Annotated in this window: 13 protein-coding genes; 5 read left to right on the top strand and 8 right to left on the bottom strand. The window is 66.2% G+C overall.

Going from position 1 to position 13,118, the window contains the following annotated elements:
- Positions 1-78 precede the first annotated feature (78 nt).
- Genes BCY78_RS02935 through BCY78_RS02915 form a run of 5 tightly spaced genes read right to left on the bottom strand, consistent with a single transcriptional unit; the run spans position 79 to position 4,710 of the window.
- Positions 79-1,242 (bottom strand): acyl-CoA dehydrogenase family protein, encoded by a 1,164-nt coding sequence (locus tag BCY78_RS02935; RefSeq protein WP_068297563.1) that lies wholly within the window; start codon positions 1,240-1,242, stop codon positions 79-81.
- Positions 1,243-1,255: 13 nt separating this feature from the next.
- On the bottom strand, positions 1,256-2,011 hold the full coding sequence (locus tag BCY78_RS02930) for an SDR family oxidoreductase (protein ID WP_068297556.1): 756 nt from the start codon (positions 2,009-2,011) through the stop codon (positions 1,256-1,258).
- Positions 2,008-3,474, bottom strand: coding sequence for a carnitine 3-dehydrogenase (locus BCY78_RS02925; RefSeq protein ID WP_068297553.1), 1,467 nt, complete (start codon positions 3,472-3,474; stop codon positions 2,008-2,010). The genes BCY78_RS02930 and BCY78_RS02925 overlap by 4 nt, the downstream gene beginning before the upstream one ends.
- Before the next feature lie 13 nt (positions 3,475-3,487).
- A complete protein-coding gene (locus BCY78_RS02920; protein ID WP_068297552.1) occupies positions 3,488-3,805 on the bottom strand; it encodes a hypothetical protein in 318 nt (105 codons plus the stop codon).
- Positions 3,802-4,710, bottom strand: coding sequence for a 3-keto-5-aminohexanoate cleavage protein (locus BCY78_RS02915; RefSeq protein WP_068297549.1), 909 nt, complete (start codon positions 4,708-4,710; stop codon positions 3,802-3,804). The genes BCY78_RS02920 and BCY78_RS02915 overlap by 4 nt, the downstream gene beginning before the upstream one ends.
- A gap of 70 nt (positions 4,711-4,780) precedes the next feature.
- Here BCY78_RS02915 and BCY78_RS02910 point away from each other — a divergent pair, with 70 nt between their 5' ends.
- Positions 4,781-5,767, top strand: coding sequence for a GlxA family transcriptional regulator (locus tag BCY78_RS02910; RefSeq protein WP_068297546.1), 987 nt, complete (start codon positions 4,781-4,783; stop codon positions 5,765-5,767).
- A gap of 111 nt (positions 5,768-5,878) precedes the next feature.
- Here the strand turns inward: BCY78_RS02910 and tyrS are convergent, their stop codons facing one another.
- Positions 5,879-7,129, bottom strand: coding sequence for a tyrosine--tRNA ligase (tyrS, locus tag BCY78_RS02905; protein ID WP_068297543.1), 1,251 nt, complete (start codon positions 7,127-7,129; stop codon positions 5,879-5,881).
- Positions 7,130-7,226: 97 nt separating this feature from the next.
- Here tyrS and BCY78_RS02900 point away from each other — a divergent pair, with 97 nt between their 5' ends.
- Entirely contained in the window at positions 7,227-8,306 is a 1,080-nt protein-coding gene (locus BCY78_RS02900; protein ID WP_068297540.1) for an anhydro-N-acetylmuramic acid kinase, read from the top strand.
- 118 nt (positions 8,307-8,424) lie between these two features.
- Here BCY78_RS02900 and gatB read toward each other — a convergent pair whose 3' ends face one another.
- Positions 8,425-9,939 carry an Asp-tRNA(Asn)/Glu-tRNA(Gln) amidotransferase subunit GatB gene (gene gatB / locus BCY78_RS02895; RefSeq protein ID WP_068297533.1) on the bottom strand — a complete coding sequence of 505 codons (1,515 nt, stop codon included), beginning with the start codon at positions 9,937-9,939 and terminating at the stop codon, positions 8,425-8,427.
- Between the two features lie 206 nt (positions 9,940-10,145).
- Between gatB and BCY78_RS02890 the strand changes: the two genes are divergently transcribed.
- The gene (locus BCY78_RS02890; protein ID WP_158515892.1) at positions 10,146-10,736 is read left to right on the top strand and encodes a transglycosylase SLT domain-containing protein; all 591 of its coding nucleotides are present in this window, start codon (positions 10,146-10,148) and stop codon (positions 10,734-10,736) included.
- 60 nt (positions 10,737-10,796) lie between these two features.
- Here the strand turns inward: BCY78_RS02890 and BCY78_RS02885 are convergent, their stop codons facing one another.
- Entirely contained in the window at positions 10,797-11,318 is a 522-nt protein-coding gene (locus tag BCY78_RS02885; protein WP_068297526.1) for a YbjN domain-containing protein, read from the bottom strand.
- Positions 11,319-11,529: 211 nt separating this feature from the next.
- Here BCY78_RS02885 and BCY78_RS02880 point away from each other — a divergent pair, with 211 nt between their 5' ends.
- Positions 11,530-12,132, top strand: coding sequence for a hypothetical protein (locus BCY78_RS02880; protein WP_068297524.1), 603 nt, complete (start codon positions 11,530-11,532; stop codon positions 12,130-12,132).
- Between the two features lie 341 nt (positions 12,133-12,473).
- Positions 12,474-13,085, top strand: a complete 612-nt coding sequence (locus BCY78_RS02875; RefSeq protein ID WP_369808687.1) for a DnaJ domain-containing protein — start codon at positions 12,474-12,476, stop codon at positions 13,083-13,085.
- The last annotated feature ends 33 nt before the right edge of the window (positions 13,086-13,118 follow it).

Here is a 13,118-nt window from a genome sequence, read left to right as displayed (position 1 = left end):
AGTGGAATAGGGGGCCGCCCACAGGGGGGGCCGCCCCCTCGTGGGCGGGGAGGCGGGGGCGGCAGCCCCCGCTTTGCGTCACCCGCCGACCGACCGCAGCAGCTCGCGCGAGATGATGTGCCGCTGGATCTCGGAGGTGCCTTCCCAGATCCGCTCGACCCGCGCGTCGCGCCAGATGCGTTCCAGCGGCAGCTCGTCCATCAGCCCCATGCCGCCATAGATCTGGATCGCCTCGTCCGCGATCATCGCCAGCGCCTCGGTTGCCTTCAGCTTGGCCATCGCCATGTCGCCGTCGGTGACCGTCCCCTCGTCGAATTTCCACGCGGCTTCAAAGGTCAGCAGTTCCGCCGCCTTCAGCTCCAGCGCCATGTCGGCCAGCTTGAAGGATACGCCCTGAAACTTGCCGATCTGCTGGCCGAATTGCTTGCGCTCGGCGGCGTAGGCCAGCGCGTGCTCCAGAGCGCGATGCGCCCGGCCGATCGAGGTCGAAGCGACCTGCAGCCGGGTCGCGCCCAGCCAGTCGTTCGCGACCTCAAACCCCTTGTGGACCTCGCCAAGGATGTTCTCGGCCGGGATGCGGCAATCGTCGAATTCCAGCACCGAGTTGGTGTAGCCCCGGTGCGAGACGTTGCGATAGCCGTCGCGGACGGTGAAACCCTTGGTGCCCTTGTCGACGAAGAAGGCGGTGATCTTCTTCTTCTTGCCGCGCGGGGTGTCCTCCTCGCCGGTGGCAAGGAAGGCGATGGTGAAGCCCGCGATATCGGCATGGCTGATGAAATGCTTGGTACCGTTCAGGACCCAGTCGCCGCCGTCTTGCCGTGCCGAAGCCGACATCCCGCGCAGGTCCGAGCCCGCGCCCGGTTCGGTCATCGCGAGGCAATCCCAGGTTTCGCCACGGATGCAGGGCATGAGGTATTTCTCACGCTGCTCGGGCGTGCCGGCCAGAAGGATGTTCGAGGGCCGCGCGACACAGGTCCAGTGCAGCGCGTAATTCGCCCGGCCGAGCTCGCGCTCATAGAGCAGCCAGGACAGGGTATCGAGCCCGGCGCCGCCGACCTCCTCGGGCATGTTGGCGGCATAGAGACCCGCTTCCATCGCCTTTTGCTGCAGCTCCTTGATCAGCTCCAAGGGCAGGTGGCCCGTGCGCTCGACCAAAGCTTCGTGCGGGTAGAGTTCGGTTTCCACGAAGGCGCGAGTGGTCTCGACGATCATCCGCTGCTCGTCGGTCAATCCAAAATGCATCTGTGTCAGCTCCTTACGGGTCGACGTTGTAGGTGTATCCGTCCACGGCCATGGCCTGTCCGGTGATCATGCGCGCCCGGTCCGAGGCGAGGAACAGCGCCATATCGGCCACGTCCGAGGCACCCGACAGCCGCTTCAGCGCGGTGCCCGAGGCATAGCCCTCGCGCACGGCGTCGGGGGTCATGCCCTTGGCGGCAGCCTCGGCCTCGATGACGCGGTCGATGCGCGGCCCGTTGACCGAGCCCGGGCAGATGGCGTTGGCGCGGATGCCCTTCGGCCCCAGCTCCATCGCCACCGATTTCATCAGGCCAATCACCCCCCATTTCGCCGCCGAATAGGGCGTGCGGAAGGGCGTGCCATGCAGGCCCGAGGTCGAGGAGAGGAAGGTGATGACCCCCGAGCCTGCGGGCAGCATTAGCCGGGCGCCGAGACGCGCGGCCAGCATCGCGCCGGTCAGGTTCACGCCGACGCAGGCATCCCATTCGGCGCGGTCCATTTCCTCGATCCCGGCGGTCGGGCCCTTGATGCCGGCATTCGCCACCAGCACGTCGAGGCCGCCCCATTCCGCCAGTACAGCTTGCTCCAAGGCCTGCATCGCCGCGTCATCGGCGCTGTTGCACTCGGTCCGCTGCCACTCGGCAGGGGCCTCTGCCAGCGCTCCGGCGTCGACATCGGTGATCCAGACGCGGTCCCCCTCGGCGGCGAAGGCCGTGGCCATCGCGTAACCGATGCCCGAGGCCCCCGCCGTGATGAGGACCCGACGGCTCACGCGCGTTTCTGCCCGACATGACGGCCCGCGGTGGCGGGACGCTCCAGCGCCTTGTGGGCCTCGACGATCGGCATCAGCCGCTCCAACACCTCGGGCTTCGCGGGGCAGGATTTGCCGGCCTTCATGTCGACATGCAGCAGCATCTGTTCGATCGAGGCGACCAGATCCTCACCGCGCTCGATGCGGATGAAGAGGTGCAGCCGCTTCTCATCCGCGCCCAGCACCTGCACCGAGCCAGTCAGCCGGTCGCCCAGCTTGGCCTCACCCGCATGCATGATGTGGCTCTCGGCGGTGTAGTAGCTGTGGCCGCCCGCGACATAGTCCATGCCGGCGCCGATATTGCGCAGGAAGGCATCGCAGGTCTCGGAGGACGCGAACAGGTAGCGGCTCTCGGTCATGTGGCCGTTGTAATCGATCCAGCCCGGCAGCACCTGCATATGCGCCAGCACCATCGGCGCGGCGGTTTCCGGCGTGGGATCGGGGGCGGTGACACGGCGGCGGGGGTCGTGATCCAGAAGCACCTTGCCGGCGCCCCAATTGCTGTCCTTCAACACGCGCAGGAAGCCGACGAGATTGCGGTCGCGGATGCGTTCCAGCTCACGGATCGAGTGCATCCCGGATTGTTCGTCCGACTGCCCGGCGATCAGATCGACCAGCTCGTCGGTGAACTCGGGGACATCCATCAGCTTGGTCCAGGGCCAGCTGAGGCAGGGGCCGAACTGCGCCATGAAATGCTTCATGCCGGCCTCGCCACCCGCCACGCGGTAGGTCTCGAACAGGCCCATCTGGCCCCAGCGCAGGCCGAAGCCCATGCGGATCGCCTCGTCGATCTCCTCTGTCGTGGCGATGCCGTCCTTCACCAGCCAGAGCGCCTCGCGCCAGACGGCTTCCAGGAAGCGGTCGGCGATATGGGCGTCGATCTCCTTGCGGACATGGAGCGGGAACATGCCGATCTCGCGCAGGATTTCCTTTGCCTTTTCAATCTTCTCCGCGTCGTTCTTCGGCGAGGGGACGACCTCAGCCAAGGGCAGCAGATAGACCGGGTTGAACGGGTGCGCGACAAAGATAGAGCCCGGATTCGCGGCATTCTCCTGCAATTCCGACGGCTTGAAGCCCGAGGTCGAGGAGCCGAGCAGCGTATCCGGCGCGGATTGCTGGATCTGGGCATAGACGCGATGCTTCAGGTCCAGTCGCTCGGAGACGGATTCCTGAATATATTCAGCGCCCTCGACGGCGTCGTGGATGTTGTCGTGGAAGGTCAACGTGCCTTCCGCCGGCATCGGCACATCGGCCAAAGCGGGCAGCGCCGCGCGAGCATTGGCGAGGACCTCGCCCACCTTGCGCGGGGCCTCGGGATCGGGGTCGAAGACCGCCACGTCCCAGCCCGAGAGCAGGAAGCGCGCGGCCCAGCCGCCGCCGATGACACCGCCGCCGATGATGGCAGCCTTGCGATTGGTCGTCATGGAAGAACTCCGGTCAGTCGACGCAGATGTCGATGCGCTCGCCATCCGCATTGAGGAAGGCGTAGCAGCCAAAGGGGGATTGATAGGTTGAGCATTGCCGCGTCTCGGCCTCGCAATAGCCGGCGCAATCGGTGCCCCGGCTGCAGCTCTGCCCGGCATCCGGGTTGCGGGCCGCGCAGAACTCATGGCCCGAGAGGCCCGCGGTCATGACCATGCCACCGGCGGCCTCGCATTGCGCGCGCGCCGCCGCGTCCAGACGGTCCGGCGCGGGAACGTCATCGGACGGCGTGCAGGCCGCGAGGAGCAGTGCGAAGGCGAGGGCGCGCTTCACAGCGGCGCCCGCTTTTCCAGCTTCAGGCGCTGGCGAACCTCGGCCGGGGTGATGACCCGCGAACCCATGTTCTCGATGATCGTCACCGCTCGCTCGACCAGCTGCGCGTTGGTCGCCAGCACGCCCTTGTCGAGCCAGAGGTTGTCCTCGAGACCCACGCGGACGTTGCCACCGGCCAGCACCGAGGCCGCGACGAAGGGCATCTGGTGGCGACCCAGCGCGAAGGCCGACCAATGCCAATCAGCGGGTACGTTGTTGACCATCGCCATGAAGGTGTTGAGGTCATCGGGCGCGCCCCACGGCACGCCCATGCAGAGCTGCACCAGCACCGGATCCTTGATGATCCCCTCGGCCACCAGCTGCTTCGCGAACCACAGATGGCCGGTGTCGAAGGCCTCGATTTCGATCTGCACACCCGAATCGGTCATGCGCTGCGCCATGTCGCGCAGCATGCCGGGGGTGTTGACCATGACATAGTCGGCCTCGGCGAAGTTCATCGTGCCGCAGTCGAGGGTGCAGATCTCGGGCCGGCAATCGACGATATGCTGCACGCGCTCCTCGGCGCCCGCCATATCGGATTTCTGCGACATGCGGTTCATCGCCTCGGTGCCGTCAAACAGCAGGTCGCCGCCCATGCCGGCGGTTAGGTTCAGCACCACATCGGTGCCCGAATCGCGCACGCGCTCGGTGAGTTCGCGGTAAAGCTTCGGATCGCGCGAAGGGGTGCCGGTCTCCGGGTCACGGACATGGCAATGGACGATGGCGGCACCGGCCTTGGCCGCGTCGATGGCGCTGTCCGCGATCTGCTGGGGCGAGCGCGGAACGTGGGGGCTGCGGTCCTGCGTGCCGCCCGAGCCGGTGACGGCGGCGGTGATGAAGACTTCGCGATTCATGGTGAGTGGCATGTGGTTTCTCCCGTGTTGCGCGCAGCCTAGCAGGCTTGTGGCGGCATAGTTGGCGCTGTACGAAGAAAACATGGCTATTTCCGAAACCATTTTTGCCCCCTCCAGCGATGCGCTGGACATCGCCGTGTTGGTCCTGCCGCGCGCCTCGATCCTTGAGGTGGCGTCCGTTCTGGACCCTTTGCGCTCGGCCAACCGGCATCTGGGGCGCGAGGGATTCCGCTGGCGCGTGGTGTCGATGGACGGCGGGCCGGTGCCCCTGACTTGCGGCATCGAACTGCCCTCGAAGGGCGGCTTGGCGGCGGCCGAGGGGGCGGATGTGCTGATCGCCGTCGCGGGCTATTCGCAGGCCGAGATCGTCACGCGGCCCCTGCTGGCCGGGCTGCGGCGCATGGCCGGGCGGTTCAAGGCGATCGGCGGGGTGGATGCGGGGCCCTGGGTGTTGGCGCGGGCGGGGTTGCTCGACGGCCACCGCGCCACCGTGCATTGGGAGGATATGGAAGATTTCGCCGCGGCTTTCCCGGCGGTGGACGTGGTGCCCGACCGCTTCGTGATCTCGCGCAACCGCTTCACCTGTGGCGGCGCGGTCCCTGCGGCGGACCTGATGCTGCACCTCATCGGCGCGCGCTGCGGCGCCGGGGTCGCCGGGCGGGTCGCGGACAGCTTCCTCTACGAGGCCCGCGCGGATGGCGCGCGCCCCCAGCGGCCCGGTCTTTTGCCCGGTGCGCGCGACCCGAGGCTCTCGGCCGCCCTGACGCTGATGAGCCAGAACCTTGAGGAACCCCTGCCTTTGGAGCAGGTGGCCTCGGAGCAGGGCGTGGGCCTGCGTCGGTTGGAGCAGCTGTTCCGGGACGGCCTGGGGCAGGGGCCGGGCGCAGCTTATCTGGAGCTGCGTCTGCAGGCCGCGCGGCGGTTGATGGCCGATACCGCGCATCCCATTCAGGAGATTGCCCTGCGCTGCGGTTTTCCCGACCGCTCCAGCTTCTCGCGTGCTTTCCGGCGACAGTTCGGGCAGGCGCCGAGGGCCGCCCGCAGCGGAAAGCCCGCCGCCGGAGTATGAAGAAGGCGCGCCGGTGGATAACCCGCGCGCCTTGCCGTCTATTACGATTAATCCTTCAGTAACTTGGCGTTACGAAAGGATTAAAATGTCAGATAATTGAATGTCTGACGATCAATCCAGCGCCACGAGAGCATGACGCTTGCGCCCGGCGGTCAGTTTCATCGGCTGCGCCAGATCCTCGGCCTTCACCAGAAGGCCCGCATCCGACAGTGCCTCGTCATTGACCCGCGCGCCACCTTCCGAGATCAGGCGCTTCGCATCCTTGCCCGACTTCGCCAGACCCGCACGGACGAAGAGCTGCACGATCGACACGCCCTCGGCAGCCTCAGCTGCGTCCAGCACGACGCGCGGCAGGTCATCGCCCAAGCCGCCCTGTTCGAACACGGCCTTGGCGGTAGCTTCGGCGGCCTCGGCGGCCTCGGCCCCATGGCACAGGGTCGTCACTTCGCGGGCGAGGATGATTTTGCCCTCGTTGATTTCGGCGCCCTGCAGGTTGCCCAGACGGTCGCATTCCTCGACCGGCAGCTCCGTATAGAGCTTCAGGAAGCGGCCCACATCGGCGTCGGTGGTGTTGCGCCAGAACTGCCAGAACTCATAGGGGCTGAGCATGTCGGCATTGAGCCACATTGCGCCGCCTTGCGACTTGCCCATCTTGCGGCCGTCCGAGGTGGTCAGCAGCGGCGTGGTCAGGCCGAAGATTTGCGCGTCGATCACGCGGCGCGTCAGGTCGATGCCGTTGACGATGTTGCCCCATTGATCCGAGCCGCCCATCTGCAAGAGGCAGCCATATCGGCGGCGCAGTTCGAGGAAGTCATAGGCCTGCAGGATCATGTAGTTGAACTCGAGGAACGACAGCGACTGCTCGCGGTCGATGCGCGATTTCACGCTCTCGAAGGACAGCATCCGGTTCACCGAGAAATGCCGACCGATGTCGCGCAGGAACTCGAGGTAGTTCAGATGGTCCAGCCATTCGGCGTTGTTGAGCATGATCGCGTCGCTCGCGCCGTCGCCATAGGCGAGGTACTTGGCGAAGACGTTCTTCATGCTGGCGATGTTGTCGTCGATGGCCTCGGCCGTCAGCAGCGGGCGCTCGTCCGACCGGAACGAGGGATCGCCCACCTTCGTGGTGCCGCCGCCCATCAGGGTGATCGGCTTGTGGCCGGTCTTCTGGAACCAGCGCAGCAGCATGATGTTCAGCAGGTGCCCCACGTGCAGCGATTTCGCCGTGGCGTCATAGCCGATATATGCCGGGACCACCCCTTTCACGAGTTGCTCGTCAAGGCCCTGCAGATCGGTGCAATCGGCAAGAAAGCCGCGTTCGATCAGGATGCGCAGGAAGTCGGATTTTGGCTGGTAGGTCATGTCGCTGGTCCGGTCATTTCACTTGTCATCGCCGCCCTTGTGGGGCTGTGTATGCGCGAAGGCCCTTTTAAGGGAAAAGCTTGGCAAAGGGAAAGCCATGATGAAGGCCGGAATGCAGCGCGTGCTGGGGACGATGTCGGGAACCTCATTGGATGGGGTCGACGCGGCCGTGCTGGTGACGGATGGCGTCGGGATCGAGAGCTTCGGTGTGAGCGCCTATCGGCCCTATTCCGACGATGAACGCGCCGTGCTGCGGGCGGCTCTGGGCCTCTGGCCCGGCGATCCGCGGGTCGAGGCGGCGGCGGAGGTCGTGGAGCTTGCCCATGCCGCGCTGCTGGCCGAATTCGCGCCGGTGGATCTCGTGGGTTTCCACGGCCAGACCCTGGCACATGAGCCGGGCGGGCGGGGCACGCATCAGGCGGGCTCGGGGCAGATGCTGGCCTCGGCGCTGGGATGGCCCGTGGTCTGGGACTTCCGCTCGACCGACGTGCGGCTGGGCGGGCAGGGCGCGCCCCTCGCGCCCTTCTACCACCACGCGCTGGCGCAATATCTCGGCCTTGAGGCGCCGGTGGTGTTCCTCAATCTCGGTGGGGTGGCGAATGTCACCTGGTGCGATCCGCGGATCCCCAAACCCGAGCACGTCTGCCTCGCCTTCGATTGCGGCCCGGCCAATGCGCCGATGGACGACTATTGCCTGACCCATCTGGACCGGCCGAGGGACGAGGGCGGCGCGATGGCCGCGCAAGGCACGCCCGACGAGGCGCGGCTCGAGGCCTATCTCGGCCATGAGTATTTCCGCCGCATCCCGCCGAAATCCCTCGACCGCGCCGCCCCGGTGCCGGATGTATCGGGGCTTTCCCCGGAGGACGCACTGGCGACGTTGGCGGCGGGTGTGGCGATGGGCGTGGCTTTGGCGTTCGAGCATTTCCCAGAAGCCCCCGCCCGTGTGCTGGTCTGCGGCGGCGGGCGGCATAATGCGACGCTGATGGCGATGATCGCGGCGGGTTGCGACTGCCCGGTCGAACCCGTTGAAGCGATGGGGCTCGACGGCGACATGATCGAGGCGCAGGCCTTCGCCTATCTCGCCGCCCGCGTGTCCCGAGGCCTCCCGACCTCGGCCCCCGGCACAACTGGGGTCGCCACGGCGGTCGGCGGCGGCATCCTCAGCCAGCCCTGAGAAACGCCCGCCCATTCACTCTGCCCCCAATACGCAAAAGGCGCGGCCCCCAAGAGCCGCGCCCATCACCTTGTTCCAAATACTCAAATCCCACTTGGGGCCTTGAGCGCGCCCGGGATCAGAGCCCCAGCTTCGCCATCACCAGCGCGTTGACCGCCGCCGGGTTGGCCTTGCCGCCGGTCGACTTCATCACCTGACCGACGAACCAGCCCGCGAGCTTCGGGTTCTGCTGCGCCTTCTCGACCTGCGCCGGGTTGGCGGCGATGATCTCGTCGACGGCCTTCTCGATGGCGCCGGTATCGGTCACCTGCTTCATGCCGCGCTCTTCGACGATGGCGGCGGGCTCGCCGCCCTCGGTCCAGAGGATCTCGAACAGGTCCTTGGCGATCTTGCCCGAGATATCCCCCGACTTGATCAGCTTGATCACGCCGCCCAGCTGCGCGGGCGAGACGGGGCTTTCGCCGATCTCCTGACCTTCCTTCTTCAGGCGGCCGAAGAGCTCGTTGATCACCCAGTTCGCGGCCAGCTTGCCGTCTTCACCCACGGCCACGACAGCCTCGAAGAAATCGGCATTCTCGACCTCGGCGGTCAGCACCGAGGCGTCGTAATCCGTGAGGCCAAAGCCCTCCATGAAACGGGTCTTCTTGGCGTCCGGCAGCTCGGGCATGGTCGCGGCGATATCGTCAACCCAGCCCTGTTCGATCTCCAGCGGCAGCAGGTCGGGATCGGGGAAGTAGCGGTAATCCTGCGCCTCTTCCTTCGAACGCATCGAGCGCGTCTCGCCCTTGTCGGGATCGTAGAGACGGGTCTCCTGATCGACCTTGCCGCCGTCCTCGAGGATGGCGATCTGGCGACGGGCCTCGTAGTCGATGGCCTGCTGGATGAAGCGCATCGAGTTCATGTTCTTGATCTCGCAGCGCGTGCCGAGATGCGAGAAATCCTGCGTTTCCTGATACTTCTCGTACTGGCCCGGACGGCAGACCGAGACGTTCACGTCCGCGCGCAGGTTGCCGTTCTGCATGTTGCCGTCGCAGGTGCCGAGATAGCGCAGGATCTGGCGCAGCTTGCCGACATAGGCCGCCGCTTCCTCGGGGCCCCGGATATCGGGACGCGAGACGATCTCCATCAGCGGCACGCCGGTGCGGTTCAAATCGATGAAGGACATGTTCGGGTCCATGTCGTGGATCGACTTGCCCGCGTCCTGTTCGACATGGATGCGCTCGATCCGGACCACGCGGGCGACGCCCGGGCCCATCTCGACCAGCACCTCGCCCTCGCCGACGATCGGGTGGTACAGCTGGCTGATCTGATAGCCTTGGGGGTTGTCCGGGTAGAAATAGTTCTTGCGGTCGAAGGCCGAGCGCAGGTTGATCGCGGCCTTGAGGCCCAGACCCGTCCGCACCGCCTGTTCGAGGCAGAATTCGTTGACCACCGGCAGCATGCCGGGCATCGCGGCGTCCACGAAGGCCACGTTCGAGTTCGGCTCGGCCCCGAAGGTCGTCGAGGCGCCCGAGAACAGCTTTGCCTGCGTCGAGATTTGCGCGTGGATCTCCATGCCGATGACCAATTCCCAATCGCCGGTTGCACCGGCAATCACCTTGGGCTTGGGGGCTTCGAAGCTGAGATCGAGCATGATGTCATCCTTGTTGCGGATCAGGGGCGAGGGACGCCCGGGACCCTTATCGCGGGTTGCGCCGGTTCTAGAACGCCGCGCGTCCAAGGAAAAGCGGTTTTCCGCCTAGCGCCCTTCCGCCCATCGGCGGGGTCCGCAGGCAGCGCACGCTTGCAGGGAATCGCGCCGCCGATCATGGGAAGCGAGCAACAATCATGGAAGACCGCATGCGTCCCGCCCTCGTTCTCACTCTTGCCGCCCTGCCGGTTCTCGGCGCCTGCTCGATGCCGCCCGCCGAGGACACTGTCCCCGAAGTCGCGGCCCGCTGGAACCACCGCCCGGAATCGGCGGACTGGAACACGGCGATGATCGAGGCGCTGCTGACCGACGGCTCGGGCATGGTGGGGACGGTGCCCGAGGATATCGAGCGGTTCTGCCCTGAATACGAGGAAGCCTCGCCCAGCCAGCGCGCGGCCTTCTATGTCGCCTTCTTCTCGGGCCTCGCGCGGTTCGAGAGCACTTGGAACCCGCGCGCGGCGGGCGGTGGCGGGGCCTATCAGGGCCTTCTGCAGATCTCGCCCGCGACTGCGCGCTACCACGATTGCGAACTGGGTGAGGATGGCCTCTACGACGGCGCCTCTAACCTGACCTGTGCCGTGCGCATCGCCTCGGCCGCGGTGGAGCGTGACGGGGTTCTGGTGCAGGGCACGGGCGGCGTCGCGGCAGACTGGCCGCCGATGCGCAACGACAGCCACCGCCGCGAGGTTGCCGCCTTCACCCGCGCGCTGCCGCAATGCGGGGGCAGCCAAGAGGGCTGAGCGCAGTAAAAAGGGCGCGACCGGTGGCCGGGCGCGCCCCTTTTTGATGTCCGGCGGTGCTTATTTGCTGCCCGACGGCGCGCCCGAGCTGCTCGAATCCGGTTCGATCACCTGATCGCGGAACTGACGGATCACCGCCTGCCACCATTGGATGTTGTCGTCGAAATTCGCAGCGGTCACGCCGCCCGCGAGGTTCACGTCCCATTCGATCGTCGCATTGTCGCGGCTGTCGAGATAGGCGGATGAAAAGCGGCGGTCGCGGTTCCACTGGTTCATGGCTTCGATGGTGTGCGCACCGTTTGATTCCCACCAGGCGCGGAACTGCACCGACGAGCAATTGGCATTGTTGTCGTCGCAGTTGAGGAACGAGATGGTGTAGACGATCTCGTCCATCTCACCGCGCAGCCAGATGCCGTCTTCGTCCTGACGGCGCTCGATGGTGCCATAGGCGCGGGCGAGGTCGGCGATGCGGTCGATGTCATTGCCGGTGATCATCCCGGCGAGGTTCTGTTGCGCCAGAGCAGGCGCGACGAAAAGGCTACCCGCCAAGCAAGCGGCGGCAAGGGTACGAATAGGCGTCATGATAATCCCTCCAGTCAAAATGCCCGGGCAGGCTAACACCGGCAAAAAACAGCTTACAATCAAAAGCCCGTGGCCCAAGTGAAATAACGGAGGGCACGCAGAACGGTTCCCGACGGCGCCCTCGCGCCGAGGTGAGGCCTCGCGTCTTGCAAACTGCGTCCTGATACCGCAAAACCCCTCAATCTTCTGGAACAACCTGCCGGACCCTCGAATGTACGAATACAAGGTCGTTCCCGCGCCGCAGCGCGCGGCGAAAGTCAAAGGTCTCAAGACCACCGCGGATCGCTTCGCGCATGCGCTGGCCGAACGGATCAATGCCGAGGCCGCCGGTGGCTGGCAATTCCTGCGCACCGAAACCCTGCAATGCGAAACGCGCGGCCGGTTCGGCGGGATCAAGCAATCCACGGAAACCGTGATGGTCTTTGCACGCGAAGTGGGCGTGACCCGTCCCGACGCCAGCGCCGCGCTGGCCGCCGTGCAGGAGCCGGAAGCGGCGGTCGAAGCGCCGCGTCGCCGGGCTGTCGCAGCGCCCGTCGCTGCACCCGCAGCCGCGCCGCGCGTGAACCGCTCAGTCCCGCCCGTCGCACCGCAAGAGATCGCGCGCTACGAGGACGAGGGCTATGACGAGGACGGCGACGAAGGTTTCGACGACGACGTTGTCGAGCCCGAGCTGGCCCCGGCGCCGCAGCGTCCGGCCCGCCGGCAAGAGCCGCTGTTCCGCTCGGGCGCGATGCTGCGCAGCGAGATGAACCGCGGCGAGGGTCGGTCCGAGCCGCAATTGCGCCCCCGGGCCAACAGCGCCGACGACGAGTGACCGTCGCGGGTTGACGCGAACAAGCACGGGCGCGCGGGGCTTGTCCCGCCGCTACGTCCTCCTACATCTATCCCGTGCAAGGCCTTGCTTCGGCGAAGTTTCCTTGCACGCTGCGTTGCGGCACCAGGCGCCAATGTTTCAGGCGCCTCGTTGCTCAAAGGGTCGTCATGACGGCCGCTTCCGGACATCGCGACCCTTTCCTTTTGGGGTCCGAAACCCTTAAACTAGCGCCTCCGAGTCGCCAGGGCAGATTTCGCCCTTCCGCGCGGGACGGAGCAGACACAGGCAAACAGCAGGCAAAGCATCGGCAGGCCATGACCCGCGATCCATTTAAATTCGACATGCGTGCGTCGACTGACAAGAAAAAGAAGGCCAAGGGCCGCCGGGGCATGTCCGGCGCGGTCGAAACCTCGGCGCGGACGTGCAACCATCCGGGCTGCGAAGAGCCCGGCCAATACCGCGCGCCGCGGTCGCCCGACGCGCTCAACGACTATCTGTGGTTCTGCAAGGACCACGTGCGCGAATACAACCTTCAGTGGAATTTCTTCTCCGGCCAGACCGAGGCCGAGCAGATGGACACGATGGATCGCGACCGGACTTGGGGCCGGGCGACCAACGCCTTTGGTTATGGTGAGACCCGCGACTGGTCGCGCCACGGCATCGACGATCCGCATCAGATCCTCGGCGACAAGGCGACGCGCAAGCGGGGCGATGGCGACCAGCCGGGCAAGGCGCAGGTCACGCGCCGGCTGCCCTCGACCGAGCGCAAGGCGCTGGAGATCCTCGATGCACGCGACACCTGGACCCGCGCCGAGATCCGCAAGCAATACAAAGGCTTGGTGAAAGATCTTCACCCGGACCTCAACGGCGGCAACCGCGCCGACGAGGAGCGCCTGCAAGAGGTCGTCTGGGCCTGGGACCAGATCAAGGAAAGCCGCAGCTTCCGCGACTGACGCGGGCTGCCGGACGATGAAAAAGGGGCGCCT

The organism is Pararhodobacter sp. CCB-MM2, from assembly GCF_001691415.1.
GTDB lineage: Bacteria > Pseudomonadota > Alphaproteobacteria > Rhodobacterales > Rhodobacteraceae > Pararhodobacter.
This window is presented reverse-complemented; position numbering and strand designations above follow the sequence as displayed.

Excerpts from the sequence above, each read along its gene's own strand:
- BCY78_RS02935 (WP_068297563.1), bottom strand. The coding sequence starts at position 1,242 with ATGCATTTTGGATTGACCGACGAGCAGCGGATGATCGTCGAGACCACT.
- BCY78_RS02925 (WP_068297553.1), bottom strand. The coding sequence starts at position 3,474 with ATGACGACCAATCGCAAGGCTGCCATCATCGGCGGCGGTGTCATCGGC.
- BCY78_RS02915 (WP_068297549.1), bottom strand. The coding sequence starts at position 4,710 with ATGCCACTCACCATGAATCGCGAAGTCTTCATCACCGCCGCCGTCACC.
- BCY78_RS02910 (WP_068297546.1), top strand. The coding sequence starts at position 4,781 with ATGGCTATTTCCGAAACCATTTTTGCCCCCTCCAGCGATGCGCTGGAC.
- tyrS (WP_068297543.1), bottom strand. The coding sequence starts at position 7,129 with ATGACCTACCAGCCAAAATCCGACTTCCTGCGCATCCTGATCGAACGC.
- BCY78_RS02900 (WP_068297540.1), top strand. The coding sequence starts at position 7,227 with ATGATGAAGGCCGGAATGCAGCGCGTGCTGGGGACGATGTCGGGAACC.
- gatB (WP_068297533.1), bottom strand. The coding sequence starts at position 9,939 with ATGCTCGATCTCAGCTTCGAAGCCCCCAAGCCCAAGGTGATTGCCGGT.
- BCY78_RS02890 (WP_158515892.1), top strand. The coding sequence starts at position 10,146 with ATGCGTCCCGCCCTCGTTCTCACTCTTGCCGCCCTGCCGGTTCTCGGC.
- BCY78_RS02885 (WP_068297526.1), bottom strand. The coding sequence starts at position 11,318 with ATGACGCCTATTCGTACCCTTGCCGCCGCTTGCTTGGCGGGTAGCCTT.
- BCY78_RS02880 (WP_068297524.1), top strand. The coding sequence starts at position 11,530 with ATGTACGAATACAAGGTCGTTCCCGCGCCGCAGCGCGCGGCGAAAGTC.
- BCY78_RS02875 (WP_369808687.1), top strand. The coding sequence starts at position 12,474 with ATGCGTGCGTCGACTGACAAGAAAAAGAAGGCCAAGGGCCGCCGGGGC.